Annotated in this window: 26 protein-coding genes; 10 read left to right on the forward strand and 16 right to left on the reverse strand. The window is 72.9% G+C overall.

Annotated elements, in window-relative coordinates:
- Positions 1–308: 308 nt before the first annotated feature.
- Genes ACRAKH_RS28905 through ACRAKH_RS28915 form a run of 3 tightly spaced genes read right to left on the reverse strand, consistent with a single transcriptional unit; the run spans position 309 to position 2518 of the window.
- A complete protein-coding gene (locus ACRAKH_RS28905; protein WP_380720959.1) occupies positions 309–1292 on the reverse strand; it encodes a co-chaperone YbbN in 984 nt (327 codons plus the stop codon).
- 41 nt (positions 1293–1333) lie between these two features.
- Positions 1334–2182 carry an SCO6745 family protein gene (locus tag ACRAKH_RS28910; protein ID WP_380720962.1) on the reverse strand — a complete coding sequence of 283 codons (849 nt, stop codon included), beginning with the start codon at positions 2180–2182 and terminating at the stop codon, positions 1334–1336.
- A 33-nt stretch (positions 2183–2215) separates the two neighbouring features.
- Positions 2216–2518, reverse strand: coding sequence for an MTH1187 family thiamine-binding protein (locus tag ACRAKH_RS28915; RefSeq protein WP_380720965.1), 303 nt, complete (start codon positions 2516–2518; stop codon positions 2216–2218).
- Between the two features lie 43 nt (positions 2519–2561).
- On the opposite strand from ACRAKH_RS28915, the gene ACRAKH_RS28920 reads away from it, so the two are divergent.
- Both ACRAKH_RS28920 and ACRAKH_RS28925 read left to right on the forward strand, forming a co-directional pair.
- Entirely contained in the window at positions 2562–3065 is a 504-nt protein-coding gene (locus ACRAKH_RS28920) for a MarR family winged helix-turn-helix transcriptional regulator (RefSeq protein WP_077009514.1), read from the forward strand.
- 183 nt (positions 3066–3248) lie between these two features.
- Complete coding sequence (locus ACRAKH_RS28925) at positions 3249–3773, forward strand: hypothetical protein (RefSeq protein WP_380720968.1); 525 nt, start codon at positions 3249–3251, stop codon at positions 3771–3773.
- Here ACRAKH_RS28925 and ACRAKH_RS28930 read toward each other — a convergent pair.
- From ACRAKH_RS28930 to ACRAKH_RS28945, 4 genes are all read right to left on the reverse strand, one after another.
- Positions 3755–4078 carry a DUF3817 domain-containing protein gene (locus ACRAKH_RS28930; protein ID WP_380720971.1) on the reverse strand — a complete coding sequence of 108 codons (324 nt, stop codon included), beginning with the start codon at positions 4076–4078 and terminating at the stop codon, positions 3755–3757. The two genes, ACRAKH_RS28925 and ACRAKH_RS28930, sit on opposite strands and share 19 nt — an antisense overlap.
- A gap of 49 nt (positions 4079–4127) precedes the next feature.
- On the reverse strand, positions 4128–5171 hold the full coding sequence (locus ACRAKH_RS28935; RefSeq protein ID WP_380720974.1) for an ABC transporter permease: 1044 nt from the start codon (positions 5169–5171) through the stop codon (positions 4128–4130).
- On the reverse strand, positions 5168–6082 hold the full coding sequence (locus tag ACRAKH_RS28940; RefSeq protein ID WP_380720977.1) for an ABC transporter ATP-binding protein: 915 nt from the start codon (positions 6080–6082) through the stop codon (positions 5168–5170). Before ACRAKH_RS28940 ends, ACRAKH_RS28935 begins: the two co-directional genes overlap by 4 nt.
- 165 nt (positions 6083–6247) lie before the next feature.
- A complete protein-coding gene (locus tag ACRAKH_RS28945) occupies positions 6248–8506 on the reverse strand; it encodes a GH92 family glycosyl hydrolase (protein WP_380720979.1) in 2259 nt (752 codons plus the stop codon).
- A 356-nt stretch (positions 8507–8862) separates the two neighbouring features.
- Here ACRAKH_RS28945 and ACRAKH_RS28950 point away from each other — a divergent pair, with 356 nt between their 5' ends.
- The 5 genes from ACRAKH_RS28950 to ACRAKH_RS28970 are packed head-to-tail and all read left to right on the forward strand — an operon-like array spanning position 8863 to position 13592.
- Entirely contained in the window at positions 8863–9846 is a 984-nt protein-coding gene (locus ACRAKH_RS28950; RefSeq protein WP_380721028.1) for a LacI family DNA-binding transcriptional regulator, read from the forward strand.
- Positions 9843–10853 (forward strand): class I mannose-6-phosphate isomerase, encoded by a 1011-nt coding sequence (locus tag ACRAKH_RS28955; RefSeq protein WP_380720982.1) that lies wholly within the window; start codon positions 9843–9845, stop codon positions 10851–10853. Before ACRAKH_RS28950 ends, ACRAKH_RS28955 begins: the two co-directional genes overlap by 4 nt.
- 3 nt (positions 10854–10856) lie before the next feature.
- Positions 10857–11618 carry an ATP-binding cassette domain-containing protein gene (locus ACRAKH_RS28960; protein WP_380720984.1) on the forward strand — a complete coding sequence of 254 codons (762 nt, stop codon included), beginning with the start codon at positions 10857–10859 and terminating at the stop codon, positions 11616–11618.
- A complete protein-coding gene (locus ACRAKH_RS28965; RefSeq protein ID WP_380720987.1) occupies positions 11615–12610 on the forward strand; it encodes an ABC transporter permease in 996 nt (331 codons plus the stop codon). The genes ACRAKH_RS28960 and ACRAKH_RS28965 overlap by 4 nt, the downstream gene beginning before the upstream one ends.
- A gap of 13 nt (positions 12611–12623) precedes the next feature.
- Entirely contained in the window at positions 12624–13592 is a 969-nt protein-coding gene (locus ACRAKH_RS28970) for an ABC transporter substrate-binding protein (RefSeq protein WP_380720990.1), read from the forward strand.
- A gap of 38 nt (positions 13593–13630) precedes the next feature.
- On the opposite strand, the gene ACRAKH_RS28975 is transcribed toward ACRAKH_RS28970, so the two are convergent.
- Positions 13631–14629: a hypothetical protein gene (locus tag ACRAKH_RS28975; RefSeq protein WP_380720992.1), complete on the reverse strand. Its 999-nt coding sequence runs from the start codon at positions 14627–14629 to the stop codon at positions 13631–13633.
- A 128-nt stretch (positions 14630–14757) separates the two neighbouring features.
- Here ACRAKH_RS28975 and ACRAKH_RS28980 point away from each other — a divergent pair, with 128 nt between their 5' ends.
- Positions 14758–16287 carry an alpha/beta hydrolase gene (locus tag ACRAKH_RS28980; protein WP_380720994.1) on the forward strand — a complete coding sequence of 510 codons (1530 nt, stop codon included), beginning with the start codon at positions 14758–14760 and terminating at the stop codon, positions 16285–16287.
- Positions 16288–16433: 146 nt separating this feature from the next.
- Here the strand turns inward: ACRAKH_RS28980 and ACRAKH_RS28985 are convergent, their stop codons facing one another.
- The 3 genes from ACRAKH_RS28985 to ACRAKH_RS28995 are packed head-to-tail and all read right to left on the reverse strand — an operon-like array spanning position 16434 to position 19136.
- Positions 16434–17087, reverse strand: a complete 654-nt coding sequence (locus ACRAKH_RS28985; RefSeq protein ID WP_380720997.1) for a response regulator — start codon at positions 17085–17087, stop codon at positions 16434–16436.
- The gene (locus ACRAKH_RS28990; protein ID WP_380721000.1) at positions 17084–18691 is read right to left on the reverse strand and encodes a GAF domain-containing protein; all 1608 of its coding nucleotides are present in this window, start codon (positions 18689–18691) and stop codon (positions 17084–17086) included. Before ACRAKH_RS28990 ends, ACRAKH_RS28985 begins: the two co-directional genes overlap by 4 nt.
- A 46-nt stretch (positions 18692–18737) precedes the next feature.
- On the reverse strand, positions 18738–19136 hold the full coding sequence (locus ACRAKH_RS28995; RefSeq protein WP_380721003.1) for a pyridoxamine 5'-phosphate oxidase family protein: 399 nt from the start codon (positions 19134–19136) through the stop codon (positions 18738–18740).
- Positions 19137–19276: 140 nt separating this feature from the next.
- On the opposite strand from ACRAKH_RS28995, the gene ACRAKH_RS29000 reads away from it, so the two are divergent.
- A complete protein-coding gene (locus ACRAKH_RS29000) occupies positions 19277–20116 on the forward strand; it encodes an arylamine N-acetyltransferase family protein (RefSeq protein ID WP_380721006.1) in 840 nt (279 codons plus the stop codon).
- An 8-nt stretch (positions 20117–20124) separates the two neighbouring features.
- On the opposite strand, the gene ACRAKH_RS29005 is transcribed toward ACRAKH_RS29000, so the two are convergent.
- Genes ACRAKH_RS29005 through ACRAKH_RS29020 form a run of 4 tightly spaced genes read right to left on the reverse strand, consistent with a single transcriptional unit; the run spans position 20125 to position 23366 of the window.
- Positions 20125–20631, reverse strand: a complete 507-nt coding sequence (locus ACRAKH_RS29005) for a hypothetical protein (RefSeq protein WP_380721009.1) — start codon at positions 20629–20631, stop codon at positions 20125–20127.
- On the reverse strand, positions 20628–21212 hold the full coding sequence (locus ACRAKH_RS29010) for a hypothetical protein (RefSeq protein WP_380721011.1): 585 nt from the start codon (positions 21210–21212) through the stop codon (positions 20628–20630). The genes ACRAKH_RS29005 and ACRAKH_RS29010 overlap by 4 nt, the downstream gene beginning before the upstream one ends.
- On the reverse strand, positions 21209–22174 hold the full coding sequence (gene meaB, locus ACRAKH_RS29015) for a methylmalonyl Co-A mutase-associated GTPase MeaB (RefSeq protein WP_380721014.1): 966 nt from the start codon (positions 22172–22174) through the stop codon (positions 21209–21211). Before meaB ends, ACRAKH_RS29010 begins: the two co-directional genes overlap by 4 nt.
- A 4-nt stretch (positions 22175–22178) precedes the next feature.
- On the reverse strand, positions 22179–23366 hold the full coding sequence (locus ACRAKH_RS29020; RefSeq protein WP_380721017.1) for an acetyl-CoA C-acetyltransferase: 1188 nt from the start codon (positions 23364–23366) through the stop codon (positions 22179–22181).
- 125 nt (positions 23367–23491) lie between these two features.
- Here ACRAKH_RS29020 and mce point away from each other — a divergent pair, with 125 nt between their 5' ends.
- A complete protein-coding gene (gene mce, locus ACRAKH_RS29025; RefSeq protein ID WP_380721020.1) occupies positions 23492–23941 on the forward strand; it encodes a methylmalonyl-CoA epimerase in 450 nt (149 codons plus the stop codon).
- Between the two features lie 54 nt (positions 23942–23995).
- On the opposite strand, the gene ACRAKH_RS29030 is transcribed toward mce, so the two are convergent.
- Positions 23996–24559, reverse strand: coding sequence for a TetR/AcrR family transcriptional regulator (locus ACRAKH_RS29030; protein ID WP_380721022.1), 564 nt, complete (start codon positions 24557–24559; stop codon positions 23996–23998).
- Between the last annotated feature and the right edge of the window lie 157 nt (positions 24560–24716).

Below are 24716 nucleotides of genomic sequence, written 5' to 3' on the forward strand. Positions count from 1 at the left end.
GGTCAGCCCGGCCACGCCGCTGGGTCGGTGCGCCACCGGGTCGCCGTGTCGCCGGGCCGGTGCGCCGCTGTGCCGCTGAGTCGCCGGTCACCGGATCACCGCGTCGACGTCCGGCCGGCGCGTCAGCGGGCGTGACGTGAGCGGCGTCTGAGGGTGCGCGGGCGGTTGCCCGGGTGTGCCGTGGGTGGCCTCGGCGTGAGCGGAATTGTCGGACCCTGCCGGCAGAATGAAGAACAGGGGTCCCCCTGGGCGGGGGACCCCTGTGACGTGTCGAGCGGGTCGGGCTTGGTCTCGTGGGGCTCGGTCGGTCAGTAGAGGGCGCTGGCGAGGTTGCGCCTGGCCTTCGCCACGCGCTCGTCGTCCGGCGGGAACAGCTCGAACAGGCCCACGAGGTGTTCGCGGACCTTGTCGCGGTCGTCGCCGAAGACCCTGCGGACCGTGTCGACCAGGCGCTTGAACGCCTGCTCGACGTCGTTGGTCGCCAGTTCGAGGTCGGCGGCGGCCAGTTGGGCGTCCACGTCGTCCGGGTTGGCGTCGGCCTTGGCGATGGCGTCCGACGGCACGGCCTCGGCCCGCGCGGTGAAGCGGACCTGGGCCAGGGCCGCCTTCGCGTCGGCGTTGGCGGGCTCGGCGGCCAGGATGGCCTCGTACGCGGCCTCGGCGGCGGCGAAGTCACCCTGCTCGAACGCGTCCTCGGCGGCCGCGAAGCGCGGGTCCTCGGGCTCGGCCACGGGCTCGCCGTCGGGCTGGGCGCCGCGGTTGGCCTCGGCGGCCCGGATGCCGGGCAGGCGGTCGCGCAGGGCGTCGAGGAGGCGCGTGATCCACTGGCCGAACTCGGCCTCCGGGAGCGGCCCGGCGAACGCGTCGAGGGGCTGGCCGCCGGCGATCGCCACGACGGTCGGCACGGACTGCACGCCGAACACCTGGCCGATGCGCGGGCTGGCGTCGAGGTCGACCCGGGCGAGGAGCCACGTGCCACCGCCCGCTCGGGCGGCGCGTTCGAGCACGGGCGACAGCTGGCCCGCCTCGGGGCTCCACGACGCGGTCAGCTCGACCACGACCGGGATCTCCAGGGAACGCTCGACGACCGACTGGAACGTCGCCTCGGTGACGTCCAGCACCCACGGGCTCGGACCGGCGTCCGAACCCGCCGCGCCGGACGCGGCCGACGGGGGTGGGCTGGTGCCTCGCTGCCTCGCGGCGTCGGCTCGGGCCTTCAGCGCGCCGAGGTCGACCGCCCCGGACAGCGCGGCGGACAGTGCGGCGGTCTTTCGGGGGTCTGGCCTTGTCACGCTTCCATCCTGACACGAGTCGGGCCGCGGGCCGCGCGCGGCTAGCCGGGGAGTTCCCCGACCGGGTCGATCGCCATCGGGTTGGTCCGCATGGCCTCGTTCAGGCGCCCCAGGCGGAGGGCGATCGGGGTCATGAGCTCCACGAACCGGGCGGTGCCCGCCTCGCCGAGGGCCTGCCACGGCAGCGCGGCGGCCTCGTCGGTGCGGCGCTCCACGTCGGCGCGCAGCTCACGGCCGGCGGGGGTGAGGCCGCCGTCGAACAGGCCGCGCTCGGCGAGCGCCGCTTCGGCGTCCCGCCACTCGTCCTCCGACCAGCCCCGCGCGGACCGCAGGTACTCGGCTTCGAGGCCCTTGTCCGCGCCGAACAGCACCAACGCCTCGCACGGGCCGAGGTCGGCGGCGACCAGGGCGGCGACGTGGCCGTCACCCCGCGACTCGCGCAGCGTGGTGCACGCCTGCCACAACGCCAGGTGCGGCTCGTCGGGCGTGGGCAGGGCCCGGTTGGCGGCGCCCAGCACGCGGCCCGCCGTGGGCGCCGCCTCGGCGGCCTGGCAGGCGAGGTCGGCGGCTTCGGCGACGTCCACGGTCTCCAGCATCCGGCGCAACGCCCGGTCGGCGCCTTCGAGGCGGGCGTCGAGGAAGCGGGCAGGGCTGGCGACGTCCCACGCGTCGGGCAGGGCGCGGGCCACCCGCCGCGGGTGGAAGCTGAAGAACGCGGCCGTCACGACCTCCGGGGACGCCGCGCCGAGCGGGGCGGCGCGCTGGGCGAAGTAGCCCATCCAGCCGCCCTTGCAGCCGAGCGCGTCGGTGACCGCTCGGGACTCCGGGGAGAAGTAGGTGACGTCGTGGTAGGTCTCGAAGCGCAGCCAGAGCTCTCGGGGCGTCGTCATGACTCCCAATTTAGTAGGACGTCCTACTAAATGTCAGGCCTCGCCCGCGAGGTGGCGCTCGACGCGCTCCACCTTGGCCGTGAGCTGGCCCGTCCAGCCGGGCCGGATGTCGGCCTTGAGCACGAGGCTCACCCGCGGCGCGGTGGCCTGGACGACCTCCGTCGCCTTCTTCACCACCGCCATCACCTCGTCCCACTCGCCCTCGACCAGCGTGAACATGGCGTTGGTCTCGTTGGGCAGGCCCGACTCGCGGACCACGCGCACCGCCTCCGCGACGGCCGCCGCCACCCCGTCGGACTCCCCGCCGAGCGGGCTGACACTGAACGCGACGAGCACTGCTGCCTCCTGATGGACGGGTACCCACTGGTAGCTTCGCGGCATGACGTCCCAGCCGCTGCCGTTCGACCCCATCGCGCGCGCCGCCGAGCTGTGGGAGAAGCGGATCGGACCGTCGACGGCGATGGCGGCGGTCACGAGCGTCATGCGAGTACAGCAGATCATCCAGTCCGCCGTGGACGCCGCCCTCAAACCGCACGGCCTGACGTTCGCGCGGTTCGAGGCGCTGGTGCTGTTGACCTTCGCCCGCACCGGCAGCCTGCCGATGCGGGTCATGGGCGAACGCCTCCAGCTGCACCCGACGAGCGTCACGAACATCGTGGACCGGTTGGAAGCCGACGGGCTCGTGCGCCGCAACCCGCACCCCACGGACCGCCGCACCACGCTCGTCGAGATCACCGAAGCCGGGCACGCCCGCCGCGAGGCGGCGACCGAGGCGGTGACGAGCGTCGAGTTCGGGTTGCGCGGGCTGACGGACCGGCAGACCGAGCAGCTGACCGACCTGCTGGCGAAGGTCCGCCGCGCGGTCGGCGACTTCGAGGACTGACCGGGACCGCCCGGGGCTGAGCGGCGCGGACAAGGGCTGAGCGGACCGGACAAGGGCTGAGCGGACCGGACAAGGGCTGAGCGGACCGGGCCAGCGCCGGCCGAGGTCGGGACCGACCCCCCACGACGGTGGGCCGGGGCAAATCCGGTCGACACGCGACGGCCGCGCGGCCACCCTGCACGTGTGCGGGAGATCAGGGCGCTGGTGACGGTCGGCGGCCGGTACGCGGGCGAGGCCGAGCCGTTCGCCGTGGACAGCCCGTGGTGGAACGACGTCGAGCCCGTGACCGCGCACCTGGACCGCGTGCTGGGCGTGCCGACGAGCGTGCTGCGGCTGGTCGCGACCGCCACGTCCGGCACGCGTGACGGCGTGGTGACGTACCAGGTGGAGGCCGAGCGCGTGCCGGACGGCGGGCTGACCCGGTCGGCCGACCCGGACCTGGCGCCCGCGGTGCGCGCGGCCGAGCCGGGACGGGTGCTGCCGGCCGACGCGCCCCGCGTCGACTGCCGGCTGCCGGACGCCGAGGTCGTCGAGCGGGTCGTTGAGAACGACCCGGCGAGCGCGCTGCGGCACGCCCGGCCGGCGTCACACCTCGTCGGCGCGCGGGTGTACCAGGAGTTCCTGGACCACGTCGAGCCGAGCGAGCGGGTCTACCACCTGGGCAACCCGGAGGCGGAACCGGCGCGCGCTCAGTCCTTCGAGGTCTGAGCCGACGGGGCCTCGGTCAGCCGGCCGGTGCGGTTGGCCCAGCGCTCGAACACGACCGTGCCGAACGGCGGGATGCTCGCGACCAGGCCGAGGACCAGCGTCCGGCGGTCCCAGCGCTGCGCCAGCATCAACGTCACCAGGACGTAGCCGACGAAGATCGCGCCGTGGATCGGACCGAAGATCTTCACGCCGATCTCGTTGCCGACCACCACGTACTTGAAGAACATGCCGATCAACAGGCCTGCCCAGGACACCGCCTCGGCGAGCGCGAGGAGGCGGAAGCGGCCGACGGGGCTGGTGAGCATGCCACCCATTGTGCGCAGTGAGCACGCTCACCACTCCGTCGGCCCCCGGTCAGTCCTCCCAGCGGAAGACCCTGGCCGCGACGAACCCGACCACGAGGGTGAAGCCGACCAGCACGGCGGACGGCAGCAGCAGCGCCTCGACCCCCTTGCCGCGCACCAGGACGTCCAGCATGCCGTCGTTCATGTGCCGCAACGGGAACACGTTGGACACCGCCTGGAGCCAGCCGGGCGCGTTCTCCATCGGGAAGAACGTGCCGGACAGGAACGCCATGGGCAGGATGATGATGTTCGCCGCACCGGACGCGGCCTCCTCGGTCTTGCAGAACGCGCCGACCAGCATGCCGATCGCGAAGAACGCGACGGTGCCGAGCACGAGCAGCGGGAGCGCGAGGTACCACTGGCCGGTCAGCCGGAGGCCGAACAGCGGCAGCGACGCGACCGCGACGAACATCACGCCCTGCGCCAGCGCGGTGCCGACGCTCACGACGATCCGCGAGCTGAGGACGCTCGTCGTGCTGACGGGCGCGAGGCGGATGCGCCGCAGCACCTGCTTCTTGCGCCACGACACCATGGTCAGCGCCGCGCCGAACACGCCGGAGATCGAGATCGCCCACGACAGGATGCCGGGCGTCAGGTACTGGATGGGCTTGAGCGACGCGTCCTCGACCGGCTTGGCGTCCACGGTGAAGCGCGGCGGCACGCCCGCCTCGGCGAGGTTGATCTTGTCGACGACACCGCTCACGATGCCGATCACCGTCCCCGCGGCGACCTGGTCGCTGGCCGCGAACGTCACGTCGATCCGGTCGCCGTCCAGCACCACGACGGCGGGCAGGTCGCCGTCGTTCACCTTCTGCCGCGCGGCGGCCGCGTCGTCGTGCTCCTCCAGCTCCAGCGCGCCGGTCCGCTCCAGCGCGGCGAGCACGGGGCCGTCGCCGACGACGCCGATCTTCGTCTTGTCGCTGCCGGAGTCGCTGAACAGCAGGCCGAACACGACCAGGAACATCAGCGGGAAGAGGAAGGTGAAGAACAACGCCATCTTGTCGCGCACGAAGCCCTTGACCATGGCGGCCGACAGGCTCTTGAACGCGGTCATGCCCGGTACTCCCGTCCGGTCAGGTCGAGGAAGACGTCCTCCAACGTGGCCGTGCGCACCTGGAGGCCGTCCAAGGTGCCGCGCTCGGCGAGCGCCGAGAGGACCGGCGCGGGCTTGCGGGTGGAGATGGTCAGCGAGACCTCGTCCTCGTGGGCGTCCTCGACGCCGGTGATGGCACGGGCCGCCTCACGGGTCAGCACGCCCTTCTGCAGCACCACGTGCGTGGGCGCGTCGAGGCCGCGGACGAGCGTCGCGGGCGCGTCCATGGCGAGGATCCTCCCCCGGTCCATGATGGCCACCCGGTCGCACAGGATCTCGGCCTCGTCCAGGTAGTGCGTGGTGTAGACGATCGTCTTGCCCCTGGCCTGGATGGCGCGCAGCACGTCCCACAGGTTGCGGCGGGCCTGCGGGTCGAGCGCGGCGGTCGGCTCGTCCAGGAACACCAGGTCGGGGTCGTGCACGAGCGCGCACGCGATCGACAGGCGCTGGCGCTGGCCGCCGGACAGCTTGTTCTCCTGCACGTCGGCCTTGTCGGCGAGGCCGACGAGTTCCAGCATCTCGTCGGCCTTGGCCCGGCTCACGCCGTACAGGGAGCCGAACGTCTGGAGCTGCTCCCGCGCGGTCAGCTTCTCGAAGAAGCTGGACGCCTGGAGCTGCACGCCGATCCGGGGCAGCAACTTCGGGTTGCGCGGCCACGGCGGCTCGCCCAGCAACGTCACCCGGCCGCCGTCGGCCTTGCGCAGGCCCTCGACGATCTCCAGCGTGGTGGTCTTGCCCGCGCCGTTCGGCCCCAGGATGCCGAAGAACTCCCCCTCGGCGACGGTGAACGAGACCCCGTCGACGGCCTTCAGCTCGCCGTAGTTCTTGCGGATGTCCGCCACCACGACGGCCGGTATGCGTGCCCCTGTCATGGCTGGACGGTAATGGGGGCCGTGGTCCGGCGGTGGCGCTTCGGCCAAGGCGCGACCGAAGTCGACACCGGTCACGACTTTCGGCTGATCGCGCGGTCGCTCTGCGCGTGGCCGCGGTTACGACGGGTGGCTCACCGCCCGGTCCGGCCGTGGAACACCGCCCGGTCACGGTCCCGCGCAGGGCGCCGGCGGCGTGGCGTCCGGGCCCGTGCCCCACGTCGCCTCCTCCGGGTCGGCGGTCAGGCGGTAGTCGAGGTGCACGCCGGCACGCAGCCGCTCCACGTCGAGGTCCACCTTGTCCCACGGCTCTCCGGCGACGTCGAGCGCGCGCACGTACTGCAGCGTGGACGGGTCGGCGCCGGCCGCGGTGATGGTGACGTCACGGCCGTTCTCCAGGTGGATCACCGCGCGGGCGAACCGGGGCGCGTTGAGCACGAACCGGCCGGTGCCCGGTGTCACGGGGTACAGGCCGAGCGCGCCGCACACGTACCACGCCGACATCTGCCCGAGGTCGTCGTTGCCGGTCACGCCGTTGGGCGCGTCCACGAACAACGTCTGCGCCGCCCGCACCACGGCCGACGTCTTCCACGGCTGCCCCACCAGCGCGTACACCCACGGCACGTGCAGGTCCGGCTCGTTGTTCGGGTTGTACCGGAACTGGTTGTAGTAGTTGTACGGCCCGACGACCCACTTCTCTCGGACCACGCGCGCCGGGTCGGCCACCAGGTCCGGGTAGGCGAAGAAGTCGTCCAGCCGGGCCAGGGACGCCTCCCGGCCGCCCTGCAGCTCCACCAGGCCGGGCACGTCCTGCGGCACCAGCCACTGGTACTGCCACGCCGTGCCCTCGTGGAAGCCGTCCTGGCCCTGCGGGCTGAACGGGTCCAGCCACCGTCCGCCCGCCACCTTCGGCCGCGGGAACCCGGTGAAGCCGCGGTCCGCCACCGCGGCGTCCCACAGGACCCGGTAGTTCCGGCCGCGGCGGCGCAGCGCTTCCGCGTCCTCCTTGTGCCCCAACGCTTCCGCCATGATCGACAGCGAGCTGTCGGCCAGCGCGTACTCCATGGTCGCCGACGCGCCGTGGTGCGGGTCGACGTCCTGGCCCTTCTTGGGGAAGTTCTTGTCGTACTGCACGAAACCGTGCGCCAGGTACGACGGGTTGCCGACGCGCCCCTCGAACGGCGACGACGCGGGCGGCACCGACGTGGCGTTCTGCCACAGCGCCCGGTACGCCTGCTCCTCGAAGCCCTCCAGCGCGCCGAACCGCCACAGGTCGACCAGGAACGGGGTGACCGGGTCGCCGGTCATCGTGTTCGTCTCCTGGTTGGCGTACGCCCACCGCGGCAGCCAGCCGCCCTGCTCGTGGATCGCCAGCACGGACCGCGCGATGTCCCTGGCGCGCGCCGGGCGCAGCAGCGCCAGCAGTTGGTTGTGCGCGCGGTAGGTGTCCCACAGCGAGTAGAACTCGTGGTACGTCCAGCCGTCGGCGACGTGCACCCGGTTGTCGAACCCGAGGTACCGGCCGTCGACGTCGTTGCCCGTCAACGGCTGCAACAGCACGTGGTAGAGCGCGGTGTAGAAGACCGTGCGGTCGGTCGCGTCGGCCGTGTCGACCTCGACGCACGACAGCTCGTCGCGCCACGCCCGCTGCGCCGCCGCACGGAGGTCGTCGAACGACCTGCCCCTCGCCTCGCCGAGGTTCCTCGTCGCGCCTTCCGCGTCCACGTGCGAGATCGCGGTGGCGGCGGTGACGGGACCGGCGCCGTCGAACGCCACCCACTGGCCGCGCAGGCCCGCGCCGCCGTCCGCGCCGCCCCAGTTGCCGGTCCGCCGGAACGGCCGGTCGAACGTGGTCGTGAAGTACGTGGTGTACGCCTTGCCGCCGCAGAACGCCTGCGCCACCACGGTTCCGGCGAGCGTGCGGTCGTCCACCACCCGGACGCTGCTCGCGAACACCGGCTCGCCGTCGTTCGCCTGGCCCACGTTGACCAGCACGTGCGGCGTCACGCCGGGCGGGAACGTGAACCGCTCCACCCCGGCACGGGTCGTCGCCGTCGTCTCCACCGTGATGCCGGACGCCAGCGCGACGCGGTAGTAGCCGGGCTTGCCCACCTCGCCGTCGTGCGTGTACGCCGAGCCGTAGGAGCGGTGGTCGAACGTGCGCGGCAGGCCCGTGGTCGGCAGGACCGACACCAGCCCGCCCTGCTCCGAGCAGCCCGCGCCGGACAGGAAGAAGTGGCCGAACCCGCGGATCACCGGGTCGTCGTAGCGGTAGCCCGCGTAGTGCGAGCCGATTGGGCTGGAGTGCGCCATGCCGAACGGCATCGACGCGCCCGGGAACGTGTTCCCGTCGTCCTTGGTGCCGATGAACGTGTTCACCGACTCGACGGGATCGGGGCTGGCCGTTGCCGTCACACGACCCACCATAACCGCCCCGGCCCGCGGCGAAAGGCCCGATCACCGCGGTCAGCCGACCGCGACGGCGAACACGTGCAGCGTCCCGCCGGTCACTGACGCGGGCAGGTCACGGACCGGATCTGCTTGCCCGCCCGACGTGACAACGCTGTCTACGACCAGTCCGTGTTCGCATACCCACGGAGAGTGCCGGGGGCGCGTCAACCCCCGCAACGCGGGGTTGTCCGGTTCGAGACAGGCGCGACCATCGGTTCGAGACAGGTGCGACCGTTGACATCTGTGAACGCGCGGTGTGTGATTCGGCCACTATGACAACGTTGTCCCCGAACGGCGCGCAGGCAGGCGCCCGCAAGGTTCGGCGCGCCACGATGAACGACGTGGCGCGGCTGGCGGGCGTCAGCATCAAGACCGTCTCGCGCGTGGTGAACGACGAGGCAGGCGTGCACCCGGCGACGGCCGAGCGGGTGCTCGCGGCGATCGACCAGCTCGGCTTCCGGCGCAACCTCAGCGCCCGCAACCTGCGGCGCGGCTCGTCGACGGGCACCATCGGCCTCGTGCTGGAGGACGTCGGCAACCCGTTCTACTCGGGCGTCACGCGCGCCGTCGAGGAGATCGCGCGGCTGCGCGGCAGGCAGGTCATCACGGGATCGTCCGATGAGGACCCGGCGCGGGAACGCGAGCTGTCGCTGGAGTTCTGCTCGCGGCGGGTGGACGGGCTGCTGATCGTGCCCGCCGGGCTGCAGCACGGGTACCTGGTGCCCGAGATGCGGGCGGGCACGCCCGTCGTGTTCCTCGACCGGCCGGCGGGCGACGTCGTGGCGGACACCGTGCTGGTGGACAACATCGGCGGCACCGTCGAGGCGGTCGCGCACCTGGCGTCGTTCGGGCACCGGCGGATCGCGTTCCTCGGCGACGCGCCGGACATCTTCACCGCCAACGAGCGCCTGCGCGGCTACCGCGAGGGCTGCGTGCGGGCCGGCATCGGCTACCACGAGTCGCTGGTCGTCATGGGCCCGCACGACGAGGAGTCGGTGCGCAAGGCGTTGTGGGGCTTGCGGAACGCCGCCGAGCCCGCCACCGCCGTCGTGACCGGCAACAACCGGATCACCGTGCACGCCGTCCGCGCGCTCGCCGGCGCGGCGGAACGACCGGCGCTCGTGGGCTTCGACGACTTCGAGCTGGCCGACCTGCTGTCGCCGCCGGTGACCGTGATCGCGCACGACGCGAGCGCGCTCGGCAAGGCAGCGGCGGACCTGCTCTTCGCCCGGCTGGACGGCGACGGCTCCCCGCCGCGCCGCGTCGTCCTGCCGGTCCGGTTGGTGGCCCGTGGATCAGGAGAGGTTCCCGCATGAGTTCCGACAACGAGCCCGTCGCGCTGGAGGCCAACCAGCCCTCGCAGTTCTACCGGGGCGGTGCGGCGATCGCGGCGTTCCGGAGCCAGGCCGACGCGGACCGGGGACCGGAGGACTGGGTCGCGTCGACCACCACGCAGTTCGGCAAGGACGAGGCCGGGCTGTCCCGCCTCCCGGACGGGCGGTGGCTGCGGGACGCGGTGGCGGCCGATCCGGTGTCGTGGCTGGGCGAGGAGCACGTGGCCGGCTTCGGCGCCGACACGGCGCTGCTCGTGAAGCTGCTCGACGCCGGGCAGCGGCTCCCGGTGCACTGCCACCCGTCGAACGAGTTCGCCTCGACGCACCTGGGCTGCCGGCACGGGAAGACCGAGGCGTGGGTCGTGATCGGCACGTTCGGCCCGGAACCGACGGTGTACCTCGGGTTCCGCGAGGACGTGCCCGCCGCCGTCGTCGCCGAGTGGGTGTCCACACAGGACTCGTCGGCGATGCTCGGCGCGCTCAACCCGGTCGGGGTGTCGCCGGGTGACACGGTGTTCGTGCCCGCGGGCGTGCCGCACGCCATCGGCGAGGGCGTGTTCATCGTCGAGCTCCAGCAGCCGACGGACTTCTCCGTCACGTTGGAGTGGCGGGGTTTCCTGGCCGACGCCGAGGCCGGGCACCTCGGGCTCGGCTACGACAAGGTGCTGGACTGCGTGGAGCGCCGCGCCCAGTCCCCCGACGACCTCGTGCGGCGGACGCGGGCGCTGACCGGCGCGTCGGTGAACCTGTTCGACGCGCAGGCCGACCCGTTCTTCCGCGCCGACCGGCTGCACGTCTCCGGCACGGCGGCGCTGGAGCCCTCGTTCGGCGTCTACGCGGTGCTGGAAGGCGCCGGCACGCTCGGTCCCGTCGCGGTGCACCGGGGCAGCACGGTGGTCGTGCCGCACGCGGCGGGTGAGGTCGTGGTGACCGGCGACGTCGTCGCCATCCGGTGCAGGCCGCCATCGGTGTCGAGCCTCGGGAGCTGAGACATGGCGTTACCCCTGCTGGACGCACGGGAGTTGGTGAAGCACTACGGGAGTGTGGAAGCGCTGCGCGGCGCGTCGTTCACGGTGCGCGCGGGCGAGGTCGTCGCGCTGGTCGGCGACAACGGCGCGGGCAAGTCGACGCTGGTGAAGTGCCTGTCCGGGGTGGAGCGGCCGGACTCGGGCACGATCTCGCTCGACGGCGCGCCGGTCGTGCTGGACTCGCCGGTGGCCGCCCGGTCGCTCGGCATCGAGACCGTGTACCAGGACCTGGCGGTGGCGCCGGACCTCGACCCGGCGGCGAACCTGTTCCTGGGGCGGGAGCTGCGCCGGCGCGGGCTGCTCGGCCGGCTCGGCGTGCTGGACAAGCGGGAGATGCGGCGGCGCGCGGTCGCCTCGTTCGACGACCTCGGGGTGTCGCTGCCGGACGTGGACGTGCCGATCGGGCAGCTGTCCGGCGGGCAGCGGCAGAGCGTGGCCGTGGCGCGGTCGGTGGTGTGGGCGAGCCGCGTGGTGTTCATGGACGAGCCCACCGCCGCATTGGGCGTGGTGCAGCGCAAGCGGGTGCTCGACGTGATCAGGCGGGTCCGCGACCAGGGCATGGCGGTGGTGCTGATCAGCCACAACATGCCCGAGGTGCTGGCCGTGGCCGACCGGGTCGAGGTGCTGCGGCTGGGGCGGCGGGTGGCGCGGTTCGACGCCGCGTCGACCACCGTCGAGGAGCTGGTCGGCGCGATGACCGGCGCGCTGTCCCAGGGGGATTCGTGACGGCCCGCGCCGGTCTGCGACGGGTGACGGGCGCGAACACCCTCGGGATCGCGGTGGTGCTGCTGGTGCTGATCGCGGTGTTCGGCGCGTTGCGGCCGGACGCCGTGCTGACCGTGTTCACGTTGCAGACCACGTTGGTCGAGACGTCGGTGCTGCTGGTGCTGGCGGTCGGCATGACGTACGTGATCGTCACCGCCGGGATCGACCTGTCCGTGGGCTCGGTGCTGGTGTTCTCCGGCGTCACGTCGGCCATGACCATGAACGCCCTGCACGACGGCAACGCCACCACCGCCGGGTGGGGTGTGGTGTTCGTCGGCCTGCTGGTGGCCGTGGCGTCCGGCGCGGCGTGGGGCCTGCTGAACGGGCTGCTGATCGCCCGCGCCGGCCTACCGCCGCTGATCGTGACGCTCGGGTCGTTCGGCGCGGCGCTCGGCGCGGGGCAGCTGATCTCCCACGGCTCGAACGTGGCCGGCGTGCCGGACGTGCTCGGCGACACCCTGGGCACCGGGACGTGGTTCGGGGTGCCGAACCTGGTGCTGGTGGCCGCGGCGGTGACGGCCGTGGGCGCGCTGGTGCTGGGCACGACGGCGTTCGGGCGGCACACGTACGCCATCGGGTCGAACGAGGAGGCGGCCCGGCGCGCGGGCATCCCGGTGACCCGGCACCTGGTGACGGTGTACCTGCTCGCGGGCGTGCTGGCCGGGCTGGCGGGGTTCATGGCGCTGGCGTACTTCCGGGTCGCGTCGATCACCGGGCACGACACCGACAACCTCAACGCCATCGCCGCCGTGGTGCTGGGCGGCACCAGCCTGTTCGGCGGCGCGGGGTCGGTCGTGGGCACGGTGCTCGGCGTGTTCGTCCCGGCCGTGCTGCGCAAGGGGTTCGTGATCGTCGGCGTGAACGTGTACTGGCAGCCGATCGCGGTGGCGCTGGTCCTGGTGGCGGCCGTGTGGTTCGACCAGTCACGCAGGAGGGCTCGCGACAAGCGCTAAAGAGAGGGAGAACATGTCAAGGACGACGGTTGCTCTTGTCTCAACGGCTTTATTGCTCACCGCGTGCGGTGGTGGTGGGCAGATCGGCGACACCGGCGGCACGGGTGACGCGAAGAAGATGGTGCTGATCCCCGGCGTGGCGGCGGAGCCGTTCTACATCTCGATGGAGTGCGGTTTCCGCGAGGCCGCCTCGGCGGCCGGCTACGAGGTCGACGTGCAGGCCCCGGCGAAGTTCGACGCCACGTTGCAGACCCCGATCGTGACGGGCGTGCTGGCGAACAAGCCGGGCGCGGTGCTCATCGCGCCGACCGACGACAAGGCCCTGGCCGGGCCGATGCGGCAGCTCAAGGACGCCGGGATCAAGGTGGTGGAGGTCGACACCAAGCTGGAGGACACGTCGATCGCGTCCTCCACGATCTCGTCCGACAACGAGCAGGGCGGGCGGCTGGCGGCTCGGACGCTGGCCGGGCTGGTCGGCGACAAGCCCGGTTCGGTGCTGGTGCTGAACACGAAGGCGGGCACGTCGACCACGGACGCGCGGGCCGCCGGGTTCGAGGAGGAGATCGGGAAGCACCCGAACCTGAAGTACGTCGGGCAGCAGTACACCGACAACGAGCCCGACCAGGCGGCGTCCAAGGTGACCGCCACGCTGTCGGCCAACCCGGACCTGATCGGCGTGTTCGCGACCAACCTGAACACCGGCGAGGGCGCGGCGACCGGGTTGCGCAACGCCGGCAAGACCGGTGTGGTGAACCTGGTCGGGTTCGACGCGTCACCGAAACAGGTGGAAGACCTGCGGGCCGGCGCCGTGCAGGCCCTGATCGCGCAGGACCCGGCGACGATCGGCCGGACGGGCGTCGAGCAGGCCGTGGCGGCGCTGGAGGGCAAGCCCGTGGAACGCGACGTCGAGACGGACCTGGTCGCGCTGACCAAGGCCGACATGGAGGCCAACTCGAAGTACTTCTACAAGCAGAGCTGCTGACGTCGCGCGGTGGCCGGGCGCGACCCGGCCACCCGCCGTCACAGGTACTTGTTGGCCAGCTCCGAGTACTCCTTCTCCAGGTCGTCCGCCAGGTAGGCGACGTACGCCCAGGGCACCTCGTGCACGTGGTCGCGCATGCCGAGCAGGTGGCGCTTCGCGCGCGGCGCGTCGTCGGCCAGGGCGAACGCGGCGGCGAACAGGTTGTGCGCCTGGAGGGCCCGCGGGTGGGGCTTGGTGGGCGTCGAGTCCCACTTGTCGGCCGCCGTGGCGATCTCGTCGCGGTGCCGGCTGAAGTAGCGCATCTTCAACGTCGCGATCTTCAACGCGGACCGGGACTGCACGGCGTCCTCGAACTGCTCCAGGAAGATCTCGAAGTGCGCCAGCGGCAGCATGGCCACCACCGGGTCGCCGGGCGGCGCGGCGTCGACGCTGCCGTGCGCGAACGCCATCATCTCCTCGGCCGAGCCGCCCCACTTGCCGGCCAGGATCTGCAACCGGGTCCAGTGCGCCGGGTACAGCGTCGCGCACCGCGCCACGATCTCCCGCCACACCTCGTCCTTCTGGTCCCGGTCGACCTGCAACCCGAGCCCGGCCGTCTGGAGCTGGGCCCACGGCACGGCGTCCCGCGGCAGGAGCTTCGCGGCCTCGTGCAGCGGCCCGACGGCCTTGCGGAGGGTGCCGAAGAAGACCTTGAACCGGTCCTTGCCGACGGCGTCCGCCCGACCCGAGCCGCGGATCGCCCACGCCTCCCGGATGAACGCGGTGCCGGCCAGCAACCACAGGTCGGGGTCGGTGTTGCCCTTCGCCAGCTCCAGCAGCTCGTCGGCGTGGCCGATGGCGTGCTCGCCGAGCACCTCCGCCCGCATCGCCCGCACCTCGGGCTCGTCACGGCACTCCGCGAGCACCGTGGTCGCCGCCCTCAGGTGGCCCGCGTCCATCTCCTCCGCCGCGATGTCCAGGATCGCGTCGTCGTAGGTGTGGTCCCGCACCACCTCACGGGCGACCGCGGCAGGCCGCTTCCTCCGGAAAATCCCCACCCCAGCGACCTTACTTTCCTCCGAGCCCGAGTGGCCTAAGTCTTTCGCAGACCCGAACAGGGCCTTTCTGCGGTTGCCGCCAGCCTACGTGCGCGGTGGAGTGGAGGCCTCGACCGGAGGGGGAACCCATGCGAGGAAGAGTCGCTGTCGTCGTGTCCGCCGCACTGCTCGCCGCCGCGCTGCCGACGTACGCGCAGGCCCAGCCCGAGCCGCGGCCGGACCGGTCCGTCACGGATCAGACCATCACCTGGGCGCCGTGCGCCGACATCGAGGGACTGGAGTGCGGCACGTTCCGGTCGCCGTTCGACTGGCGCACGCCCGCCGACGGCCGGACCATCACCATCGCGGTGAGCAGGCTCAAGGCTCGTGGGGGCGAGGCCAGGGGCTCGGTGCTGACCAACCCGGGCGGTCCCGGCGCGCCCGGCCGCGCGCTGCCCCTGGTCTACACCGGCCGGACCAAGCTGGTCGACGCCCTGGAGATCATCGGCATCGACCCGCGCGGCACGGGCGCGAGCACCAACGTCACCTGCGGCGGGCTGGACTGGCTGGCCGTGACCGACCCGCGCGACCGCAGCCGGGCCAACACCAACCTGCTGTACGACGCCGCCGAGTTGCAGGCCACCGCCTGCCAGGCCCGTTCGGGTGAATTCGGCAAGGTCGTGAACACCGAGCAGACCGTCCGCGACCTCGACCTCCTGCGCCACCTGCTGGGCCGGGAGAAGATCAACTGGATCGGGTACTCGGGCGGCACGTGGATGGGCGCGTACTACGCGACCTACTTCCCGGACCGGGTGGACAAGTTCGTGCTCGACTCGAACGCCGACTTCACCACCACGTTCCAGGACGTCTTCGACGACTTCGGCCACGGCTTCGAGCGGCGGTTCCGCACCGACTTCCTGCCGTGGGTGGCCAGGTACGACGGCCTCTACCGCCTGGGCACGACCGGGGAGCAGGTCCGCCGGGTCTACGAGACGACCCGCGCGAAGCTGGCCGCGAACCCGCTGACGCTGGACGACGGGTCCGTGGTCGACGGCGTCCGGCTCGACCTCGTGCTGGTCCGGGCCCAGTACGACAAGCACGCGTTCCCGGACGCCGCGGCCGCCCTCGCGTGGCTCAGCCAGGTCGCGACCGGCGTCACGGCGCAGACCGAGGTCCCGGCGGCGCTGACCCGGTACCCCGACGCGTCCAACGCCACCCTCTACGCCATCACGTGCAACGACACGAGGTTCCGGCACAACCGCGTCACGATGGCCGCCGAGGCCGAGCGGCTGGGCAGGCAGTTCCCGCTGTTCGGCTACTACCAGATCCTCGCGCCGTGCGCGTCCTGGGACCGGCCGAGGCTCGAGCTGAGGACGCCGACCGGCCGGGGCGTGCCGCCGGTGCTGATGGTGCAGTCGGTGCGCGACCCGGCCACGCCGCTGGAAGGCGCGCAGCGCACGCACCGCAACTTCGCGGGCTCGCGGCTGCTCACCGTGACCGACGAGGGCGACCACGGCATCTACGGCTTCGGCAACGCGTGCGTGGACGACGTCGTGGAGTCGTTCCTCGTGGACGGCGTGGTGCCGCCGGGCGACCTGACCTGCCCGGGCCTGCCGCTGCCCGACCCGACCGCCCCCACCGCCGCGTCCACGCGACCGCTGGTCGGCTGGCCGCTGTGACGGCACGCCGGGGCTGCCACCCTCAGGCGGCAGCCCCGGCGGCTCCACCCACGCGGGCTGCCTCACCGCACCCGACCACCGCACCCACGACCGCGGTACCCGCCGAACCACGCCCCGCCGCGCCGAGCCCTGTCACACCGGCCGGCCTACCAGGCCCCGCCGCCGGCCTGCCGCCTGCGGGCGGCGTAGACGCCGGCCTCCGTGCGCCGGTCGAACCCGAGCTTGTGCAGCAGCGAGGAGACGTAGTTCTTGACCGTCTTCTCCGCCAGGAACAGCCGCGTCGCGATCTGCCGGTTGGTCAGGCCCTCGGCGATCAGGTCGAGGATGCGCCGCTCCTGCGGGCTCAGCGCCGCGTAGCGCGGGTCCTCGACCGGCCCGCCGCGCAGCCGTTGCAGCACGGTCGCGGTCACGTCGGCGTGCAGCAGCGACCCGCCCGCGGCCAGCGTGCGGATCGCGGCCACCAGGTCGTTGCCGGACACCTGCTTGAGCATGTACCCGGCCGCGCCCGCCATGATCGCGCCGAACAGCGCCTCGTCGTCGGAGTACGACGTCAGCATCAGGCACGCGGGCGGCGGCTGGACCGTCGAACGAATCTCCCGGCACACCGTGACCCCGTCCCCGTCCGGCAGCCGCACGTCGATCACCGCCACGTCGGGCCGGTGCGCGCCCGCCGCGGACACGGCCTCCGCCGCGCTCGCCGCCTCGCCGACGACCTCGATGTCGGCTTCCACGGCCAGCAGCTGGTGCAGGCCCCGCCGCACGATCTCGTGGTCGTCCACGAGCAGCACCGAGATGGTCATGTCCCTCCCTGTCCCGGCACCAGCGGCACGGACCACGTCACCGTCACGCCCCCGCCCCCGCCCTCGCCCTCGCCCTCGACCGACTCGACCTCGCACGAACCGTTCCACCGGGCGGCCCGCGCCGCCATGTTCGCCAACCCGCCCGCACCCCGGCCGCGGCGGGGCGGCAACCCGTCCCCGTCGTCGCGCACGACCAGCCGCAGCACCGTCGCCGCGCGGTCCACCTCGACCGCCACGTCGACCTTCCGCGCCGACGCGTGCCGGGCGGTGTTGGCCAGCGCCTCGCGCAGCGTGGCCAGCAGGTCCGGCCGGACGTGGTCGGGCACGACGGAGTCGAGCGGGCCGTCCAGGGCGAGCGCCGGCTCGAAGCCGAGCAGCCTGGTCGACTCCTGCACGACCTTCAGCAGCCGCGCCCGCAGGTCGGCCGTGCCCGCCGCGGGCTCCTGCAACGAGAAGATGGTGCGCCGGATCTCCCGGATCGTCTGGTCGACCTCGGTGACGAACTCCGCCAGCCGCTGCGCCACCACCGGCTGCTCCACCAGCCCGTTCAGGCTCTGCAATCCCAGACCGAGCCCGAACAACCGCTGGATGACGAGGTCGTGCAGGTCGCGGGCGATCCGGTCGCGGTCCTCCAGCACGGCCAGCCGCCGTCCCGCGCCGGTGGCCCGGGTGAACTCCAGGATCAGCGCGGCCTGCCGGGCGAACGACTCGACCAGGGCCACGTCCGACACGTCGAACGCCCGCTGGTCACGGGCCCGCGCCACCATCAGCACGCCCAGCACCCGGTCGCCCGCGGCGAGCGGCACGGCCACCACCGGGCCGACCCGGTCGCCGTCGCCGGGCAGCCCGTCGAGCACCTTGGCCGTGCCGGTGTCGAACACCTCCCGCGCCGCGCCGCCACCCACCTCGACGCCGATCGCGGGGTGCTCGCCGTCGCGGACCCGCACGGCCAGGTCGCCCTGCCCGTCGGGCAGCGCCAGCAACGCGTCGACGCCGTTCGCGGCCAGCCGGGCGCGCACCGCGACCAGGCGCAGCGCGTCCCGGTCGGGGGTGCCGGTGAGCAGCGCGTTCGTCACCTCGTTGGACGCGCGCAGCCACACCTCGCGCTGCCGCGACCGCTCGTAGAGGCGCGCGTTCTCGATCGCGATGCCCGCCGCCGCGGCGACCGCCACCACGACCTCGCGGTCGGCGCGGGTGAAGTCGGCGCCGTCCTCCTTGTCGCTCAGGTAGAGGTTGCCGAACACCTCCCCGCGCACGCGCACGGGCACGCCGAGGAAGCCGGGCGCGGCCGGGTCGAACGCGGGCGCGCCCGGCCCGTCGAAGTCGGTGTGGTGGTGGCCGTCGCCGTGGGTGAACTCCAGCAGCTGCCGGTCCGGCCCGACGACGGCCAGCGCGCCGTACCGGGCGCCGACGAGGTCGCACGAGGACTCGACGATCCGGCGCAGGACGTCGGGCAGCGACAGGTCGCTGGCCAGCGACACCACCGCGGCCAGCAGCCGGTGCAGCCGTTCCTGCGAGACCACGACCTCGGCGGTGCGGTCGGTGAGCTGGCGCAGGAGCCCGTCCAGCCGCACCGCGGCGTTCGCGTCCGGGGATGCAGGCACGCGCGACCACCCTCCGGCTCGGAGGTTCCGAGGTTAACGCCTCCGCCTAGGGGATGCGACGGCCCGTGAGGACCTCCAGGTCGACCACGAGGTAGTGGTCGCCACGGCCGTGGCCGCGCGAGGCCAGCGGCAGCTCCCGCAGCCGGGCCAGCCGCGCGGGCTCCTCCGCCTCGGTGACGTGCCCGACCGCCATCACCGACCAGCCGCAGGACAGGTCGGGGGCGACGTCGTCGATCTGGAACGCGACGATCGTGTCGCGGGCGACGAGCGTGGCGCTGCCGTCCGGCACGCGGAGCACGACGCACTCGCCGTCGAGCAGGAACACGACGGGGTGCACCACCGGCAACGCCTGGTCGGTGTAGACGAGGCGACCGACGGCGGCGGTGCCGAGCAGCTCCAGGCACTCCTCGCGGGAGAGCACCTGCAGCCCTGCGGAGTCGTACATCGCGCCCCTTCGTTCCCCCGACGGCTCGGGTAAAACGTTCGGCGCTGTGATCGTCCTTGCCTAGAGTCGGAAGTCCCGGCTTCCGCGTCCCACCCGGACGGGGAGTCCACGGCCGGGGTGTTCCGGATGGGGGATCGACGATGGCCCAGCTCGACGTGCCCGCGCTCCTGCGCCGCCTCGGCGTGGCCGACGCCGAGCCGCCCAGCGCGGCGGCGCTGGCCCGGTTGCACCGGGCGTTCGTGGAACGGGTGCCGTACGAGACGGTGGAGATCCAGCTCGGCCGGGTGACGTCGCTGGACCCGCTCGACTCGGCGGCCCGCGTGCTGGCCGGCCGGGGCGGGTACTGCTTCCACCTCAACGCCGTGTTCGCCGAGCTGCTGGGCGCGCTCGGCTACCACGTGACCAGGCACCCCGGCGGCGCGCAGATGACGCCCGCCGACGCGCCGGGCATCCACCTGAACCACCTCGCGCTCACCGTGCGCGACCTGCCGGACTCCGCTGACGCCTGGCTGGTGGACGTCGGGCTGGGCGACGGCCCGCACGCGCCGTTGCCGCTGGTGGAGGGCAGCCACCGGCAGGGCCCGTTCACGTTCGTGCTGCGCCCGTCGGAGGTCGCTCCGGGCGGGTGGCGGTTCGAGCACGACGCGCGGGGCAGCTTCCACGCGATGGACTTCGCGGCCGACACCGTCACCGTCGACCACTTCGCCGAGCGGCACGTCCACCTGTCCACGTCACCCGAGTCGGGGTTCGTGCGCACGTTCTGCGTGGAGCGGACGGACGCCGAGGGCTGGGACGTGCTGCGCGCGCTGACCCTGTCCCGGATCGGGGAGACGACCACGAAGACCGTGCTGGACGACCGGGCCGACTGGTTCGCCGCCCTGGCCGACGTGTTCGGCCTGGTGGTCGCCGACGAGGACCGCGAGCCGCTGTGGCGCAAGGCGGTGGCCCAGCACGAGGCGCGCCTGGCCACCGCGTCCTGAACCGCCCGCTAACCCGCGAAGTGCGGCACCAACCCGCGGTAGAGCTGCGGTGCGAACCGCCGCAGCGCCAGGTCCAGCGTCTCGCCGCCGATCTCGTCGGCCAGCCGGATCCAGTTCCCGTGCACGGTCTTCGGCACGCTCCGGTACGTGGCGGCGAAGGCCTCCGGGTCCCTCGGCGTCAGCTGGAGCCACAGCGACGGCTTGGGCTCGGCGGACCGCGCCAGCGCCACCCCGGCCAGCTCGTACCAGGGCACGGCCCACGTCGCGCCCTTCTCCTCCCAGCGCAACCCCTGGTGCTCCACGACGAGCCGGCGCAGCCGGGCCTTGCGCCGCCAGACGCCGCCGCCGATGAGGCCGCCGAGCGCGACCAGCGGGCCGACGAACATGGCCGCGAGGTGGCCGTCGGCGTACGACAGGAACATCATCACGATGCCGAAGGCGAGGAACCCGAGCTGGACGGCGAGCCCCGCGCGCCGCTCGGCCCGGTTGCCGAAGGGGATCTCGATCGCGTTCACGACAGCCCCACCGTGACGCCCTCGTCCTGCACGCCGCGGTACAGGTGCGGCGCGAACCCGAGCACCGCGCCCTCGATCACCCGGATCAGACCGGCCGCGTCGCCCAGCGGCATCCGGTAGACGCCATCCTGGCGGGCCAGGTGCGCCATGTCGGCGTGCCGCGCCCGGAACGCGGGCGCATCGGCGGGCAGCAGGTCGAGCCGGACCATGGTCTTGCGCACGGCCGAGTCCGCCGGGTGGAACACCCGTTCCCGCGTCCGCGAGAGGCGCACCGCGCCCAGCTCCGGCCACGCCACGGCCCACGGCGCGCCCGCCGGGTCGTCCCACCGCACGCCGGACGGCTCCAGCACGAGCATGCGCGGCCGGGAGATCCGCTTCCAGTTGACGATCGCGCCGACCGTGATGCCGGTGAACGCCACCCCGATCACCAGCCCGATCGTCCCGCCGACGCCCTCGCCGTCCGCGTACGCGGTCACCGCGCCGACCAGTGCCGCCACGCCGAGGGCACCGGCCACGGCACCCCCGACCAGCACGCGACGGACGTCCCTCTTGCCTATGTCGATCACCACCGGCGTCGTCATGCCCCTACCCCCTCGACCAGTCGATCAGCCGCAGCGTAGGGGTCCAACTCGCCCGCCACGACCCGTTTGGCGAGGGTTTCGAGCGCGGCCGCGCCGCGCAAGCCGCCGATCCGGGAACGCAGCCGCTCCAGCGCGATGGCCTCGACCTCGCCCGCGGCCCTGGTCGCGCGGCGTCGTTCCAGCTCACCGCGGTCGACCAGCCAGGCGTGGTGCGCGTCGATGGCGTCCACGACGTCGCCGAGCCCTTCGGCGCGCGACGCGACGGTCTTCACCACCGGAGGCCGCCACAGACCGCCCTCGCGGTCCCGGCGACCCAGCGAGATCATGTGCTTCAGGTCGCGCGCGGTCTGGTCGGCGCCGTCGCGGTCGGCCTTGTTGACCACGAACACGTCGGCGATCTCCAGGATGCCCGCCTTCGCGGCCTGGATGCCGTCGCCCATGCCGGGCGCGAGGAGGACCACCGTGGTGTCGGCCAGCGACACCACCTCGACCTCGGACTGGCCCACGCCGACCGTCTCCACCAGCACGACGTCGCAGCCCGCCGCGTCGAGGACGCGCAACGCCTGCGGCGTGGCCCAGGACAGCCCGCCGAGGTGGCCTCGGGTGGCCATGGACCGGATGAACACGCCGGGGTCGGTGGCGTGCTCGCCCATCCGCACCCGGTCGCCGAGCAGCGCGCCGCCGGAGAACGGCGACGACGGGTCCACGGCCAGCACGCCGACCCGCTTGCCGCGGGCGCGGTAGGCCGCGACGAGCGCCGACGTGGACGTCGACTTGCCCACGCCCGGCGCGCCCGTCAGGCCGATGACCTGGGCGTTCCCGCAGAACGGCGCGAGCGCGCCCGCCACCTCCCGCAGGTGGGGGCTGGCGTCCTCCACCAGGGAGATCAGCCTGGCGACCGCGCGCGGTTGGCCTTCACGCGCGCGGCCGACCAGTTCTGCTACGTCGACGGTGCGGCCCACACCGCTAGACCTTGGGGACGCGGACGATCAGGGCGTCGCCCTGACCACCGCCACCGCACAAGGCGGCCGCCCCCACGCCGCCACCGCGGCGCTTCAGCTCCAGCGTGAGGTGCAGCGCGATGCGGGCGCCCGACATGCCGATCGGGTGCCCGAGCGCGATCGCGCCACCGTTGACGTTGACCTTGTCCTCCGAGAGGCCCAGCTCCCGCATCGAGACGATGCCGACCGCGGCGAACGCCTCGTTGATCTCGACCAGGTCGAGGTCGGACGGGTCGATGCCCTCCTTGGCGCACGCCGCCTTGATCGCGTTCGACGGCTGCTGGTGCAGGCTCGCGTCGGGGCCCGCGACCACGCCGTGCGCGCCGATCTCGGCCAGCCAGGTCAGGCCCAGCTCCTCGGCCTTGGCCTTGCTCATCACGACCACGGCCGCCGCGCCGTCGGAGATCTGCGACGCCGAGCCCGCGGTGATCGTGCCGTCCGGCGCGAACGCCGGGCGCAGCTTGGCCAGCGTCTCCGGGGTGGTGTCGCCGCGCACGCCCTCGTCCTCGTCGAACAGGATCGGGTCGCCCTTGCGCTGCGGGATGGCGACCGGCGCGATCTCCTCGGCGAACACGCCGTTCCCGGCGGCCTTGGCGGCGAGCTGGTGCGACCGGGCGGAGAACGCGTCCTGCTCCTCGCGGGTCAGGCCGTGGCGCGCGTTGAACTTCTCCGTGGACATGCCCATCGCGACCTGGTCGAACGCGCAGAACAGGCCGTCGTGGGACATGTGGTCGAGCATCGTCACGTCGCCGAACTTGAAGCCGCCGCGCGACTTCTGCAGCAGGTGCGGCGCCTGGGTCATCGACTCCTGGCCACCCGCCACCACGATGTCGAACTCACCCGCGCGGATGAGCTGGTCGGCCAGCGCGATCGCGTCGATGCCGGAGAGGCACACCTTGTTGATCGTGAGCGCGGGCACGGTCATCGGGATGCCCGCGTTCACCGCGGCCTGGCGCGCCGGGATCTGGCCCGCGCCCGCCGTGAGCACCTGGCCCATGATCACGTACTGCACCTGCTCGGGCGCGACACCGGCCCGCTCCAGGGCCGCCTTGATCGCGACGCCGCCGAGCTGGGCGCCGGAGAAGTCCTTCAACGATCCGAGCAGTCGCCCCATCGGGGTTCGGGCCCCGGCGACGATGACGGAACCGGACACAGCAGCCTCCACAGCGGGTGTAAGCGGTTGTTAACTCGCCACGATACCCACGGTTACCGCGGAGTAGCCGTGTGAGGCGTCGCACAGCGGGACCTGCACCGATTCGGTCACTAGGGTTGGCGGACATGCAGGAAGAACTCCGCGGGCTCGTCACCGCCATCGACCACGTCGGGATCGCCGTGCCCGACCTCGACGCCGCGATCGCGTTCCACCGCGAGCACTTCGGCCTGGAGATCGCCCACGAGGAGGTCAACGAGGAGCAGGGCGTGCGCGAGGCGATGCTGCGCGCGCCGGGCGACGACGGGACGGGCACCGCCGTGCAGCTGCTCGCGCCGTTGACGCCGGAGTCGACCATCGCGAAGTTCATCGGCCGGTCCGGCCCGGGCCTCCAGCAGCTCGCCTACCGGGTGTCCGATGTGGACGCCGCCGCCGACGCGCTGCGCGCCAAGGGCTTGCGGCTGCTGTACGAGCAGGCGCGGCGCGGCACGTCCAACAGCCGCGTCAACTTCGTGCACCCCAAGGACGCGGGCGGCGTGCTGGTCGAGCTGGTGGAACCGGCCGCGACGCGCCACTGACCCCGTTCACCTGCCCACCCGTTCACCTGCCCACCCGTTCCCCTGCTCACCCGTTCACCGGGGCCGTTCGAGCGCGGCGGCCACGAAGGTCAGCTCCAGGTCCATCCGGTCGTCGGCGTCCGGCGCGTGCCGGGCCACCGAGTGCCGGTAGCTGACGGCGAGCGCGAGCAGCGCGGAGGCGCTGTCGACGTCCTTCGTGGCCACCGCCGCGCCGCCGGCGGCGATGATCACGTTGCGGATCTGCCGCACCACCGACTGGTAGCGCTCGTGCAGCGCGTCCCGGACCGCCTTGTGCGTGTCCGCCTCACGCCACAGCAGGTGGCTGAGCAGCGGCGACGCGTTCAGGCGCGCGTCCAGCGCGGCCACGAGCCGGCGCAGGCTCTCCGCGATGTCGCCGACCACGACCACCCGCCGGGCGTCCACGTTCCCGTCCGGGAGCCGCTGCACCAGCGCGGCCAGCAGGTCGGACTTGCGGCGGAAGTAGTAGTGCACGAGCCCCTTGGGCACGGCCGCCCGTTCGGCGATGCGCGACGTCGGCGTCGCGTCGAAGCCCGACTCGGCGAACAACTCCTCGGCCGCTTGCAGGATCCGTTCCCTGGCCGACGAGTCCTCTGCCAACGCTGTGCGCCCTTCTGTGTTGGATTGCCTCGGCTCCGCCGAGGCGGGGCTCGCCCGCCTGGAAGTCGGTCATCCGCCGGCGGTTCCGGGACGATCGAAAAGCGTGATCGTCCCGGAAGCGACGGCGGATGACCGACGCGGGCTCGCCGCTGTGGTT

The sequence above is a fragment of the Saccharothrix hoggarensis genome, from assembly GCF_052936025.1.

Excerpts from the sequence above, each read along its gene's own strand:
- ACRAKH_RS28910 (WP_380720962.1), bottom strand. The coding sequence starts at position 2,182 with ATGACGACGCCCCGAGAGCTCTGGCTGCGCTTCGAGACCTACCACGAC.
- ACRAKH_RS28920 (WP_077009514.1), top strand. The coding sequence starts at position 2,562 with ATGACGTCCCAGCCGCTGCCGTTCGACCCCATCGCGCGCGCCGCCGAG.
- ACRAKH_RS28930 (WP_380720971.1), bottom strand. The coding sequence starts at position 4,078 with ATGCTCACCAGCCCCGTCGGCCGCTTCCGCCTCCTCGCGCTCGCCGAG.
- ACRAKH_RS28935 (WP_380720974.1), bottom strand. The coding sequence starts at position 5,171 with ATGACCGCGTTCAAGAGCCTGTCGGCCGCCATGGTCAAGGGCTTCGTG.
- ACRAKH_RS28940 (WP_380720977.1), bottom strand. The coding sequence starts at position 6,082 with ATGACAGGGGCACGCATACCGGCCGTCGTGGTGGCGGACATCCGCAAG.
- ACRAKH_RS28945 (WP_380720979.1), bottom strand. The coding sequence starts at position 8,506 with ATGGTGGGTCGTGTGACGGCAACGGCCAGCCCCGATCCCGTCGAGTCG.
- ACRAKH_RS28950 (WP_380721028.1), top strand. The coding sequence starts at position 8,863 with ATGAACGACGTGGCGCGGCTGGCGGGCGTCAGCATCAAGACCGTCTCG.
- ACRAKH_RS28955 (WP_380720982.1), top strand. The coding sequence starts at position 9,843 with ATGAGTTCCGACAACGAGCCCGTCGCGCTGGAGGCCAACCAGCCCTCG.
- ACRAKH_RS28960 (WP_380720984.1), top strand. The coding sequence starts at position 10,857 with ATGGCGTTACCCCTGCTGGACGCACGGGAGTTGGTGAAGCACTACGGG.
- ACRAKH_RS28970 (WP_380720990.1), top strand. The coding sequence starts at position 12,624 with ATGTCAAGGACGACGGTTGCTCTTGTCTCAACGGCTTTATTGCTCACC.
- ACRAKH_RS28980 (WP_380720994.1), top strand. The coding sequence starts at position 14,758 with ATGCGAGGAAGAGTCGCTGTCGTCGTGTCCGCCGCACTGCTCGCCGCC.
- ACRAKH_RS28985 (WP_380720997.1), bottom strand. The coding sequence starts at position 17,087 with ATGACCATCTCGGTGCTGCTCGTGGACGACCACGAGATCGTGCGGCGG.
- ACRAKH_RS28995 (WP_380721003.1), bottom strand. The coding sequence starts at position 19,136 with ATGTACGACTCCGCAGGGCTGCAGGTGCTCTCCCGCGAGGAGTGCCTG.
- ACRAKH_RS29000 (WP_380721006.1), top strand. The coding sequence starts at position 19,277 with ATGGCCCAGCTCGACGTGCCCGCGCTCCTGCGCCGCCTCGGCGTGGCC.
- ACRAKH_RS29010 (WP_380721011.1), bottom strand. The coding sequence starts at position 21,212 with ATGACGACGCCGGTGGTGATCGACATAGGCAAGAGGGACGTCCGTCGC.
- mce (WP_380721020.1), top strand. The coding sequence starts at position 23,492 with ATGCAGGAAGAACTCCGCGGGCTCGTCACCGCCATCGACCACGTCGGG.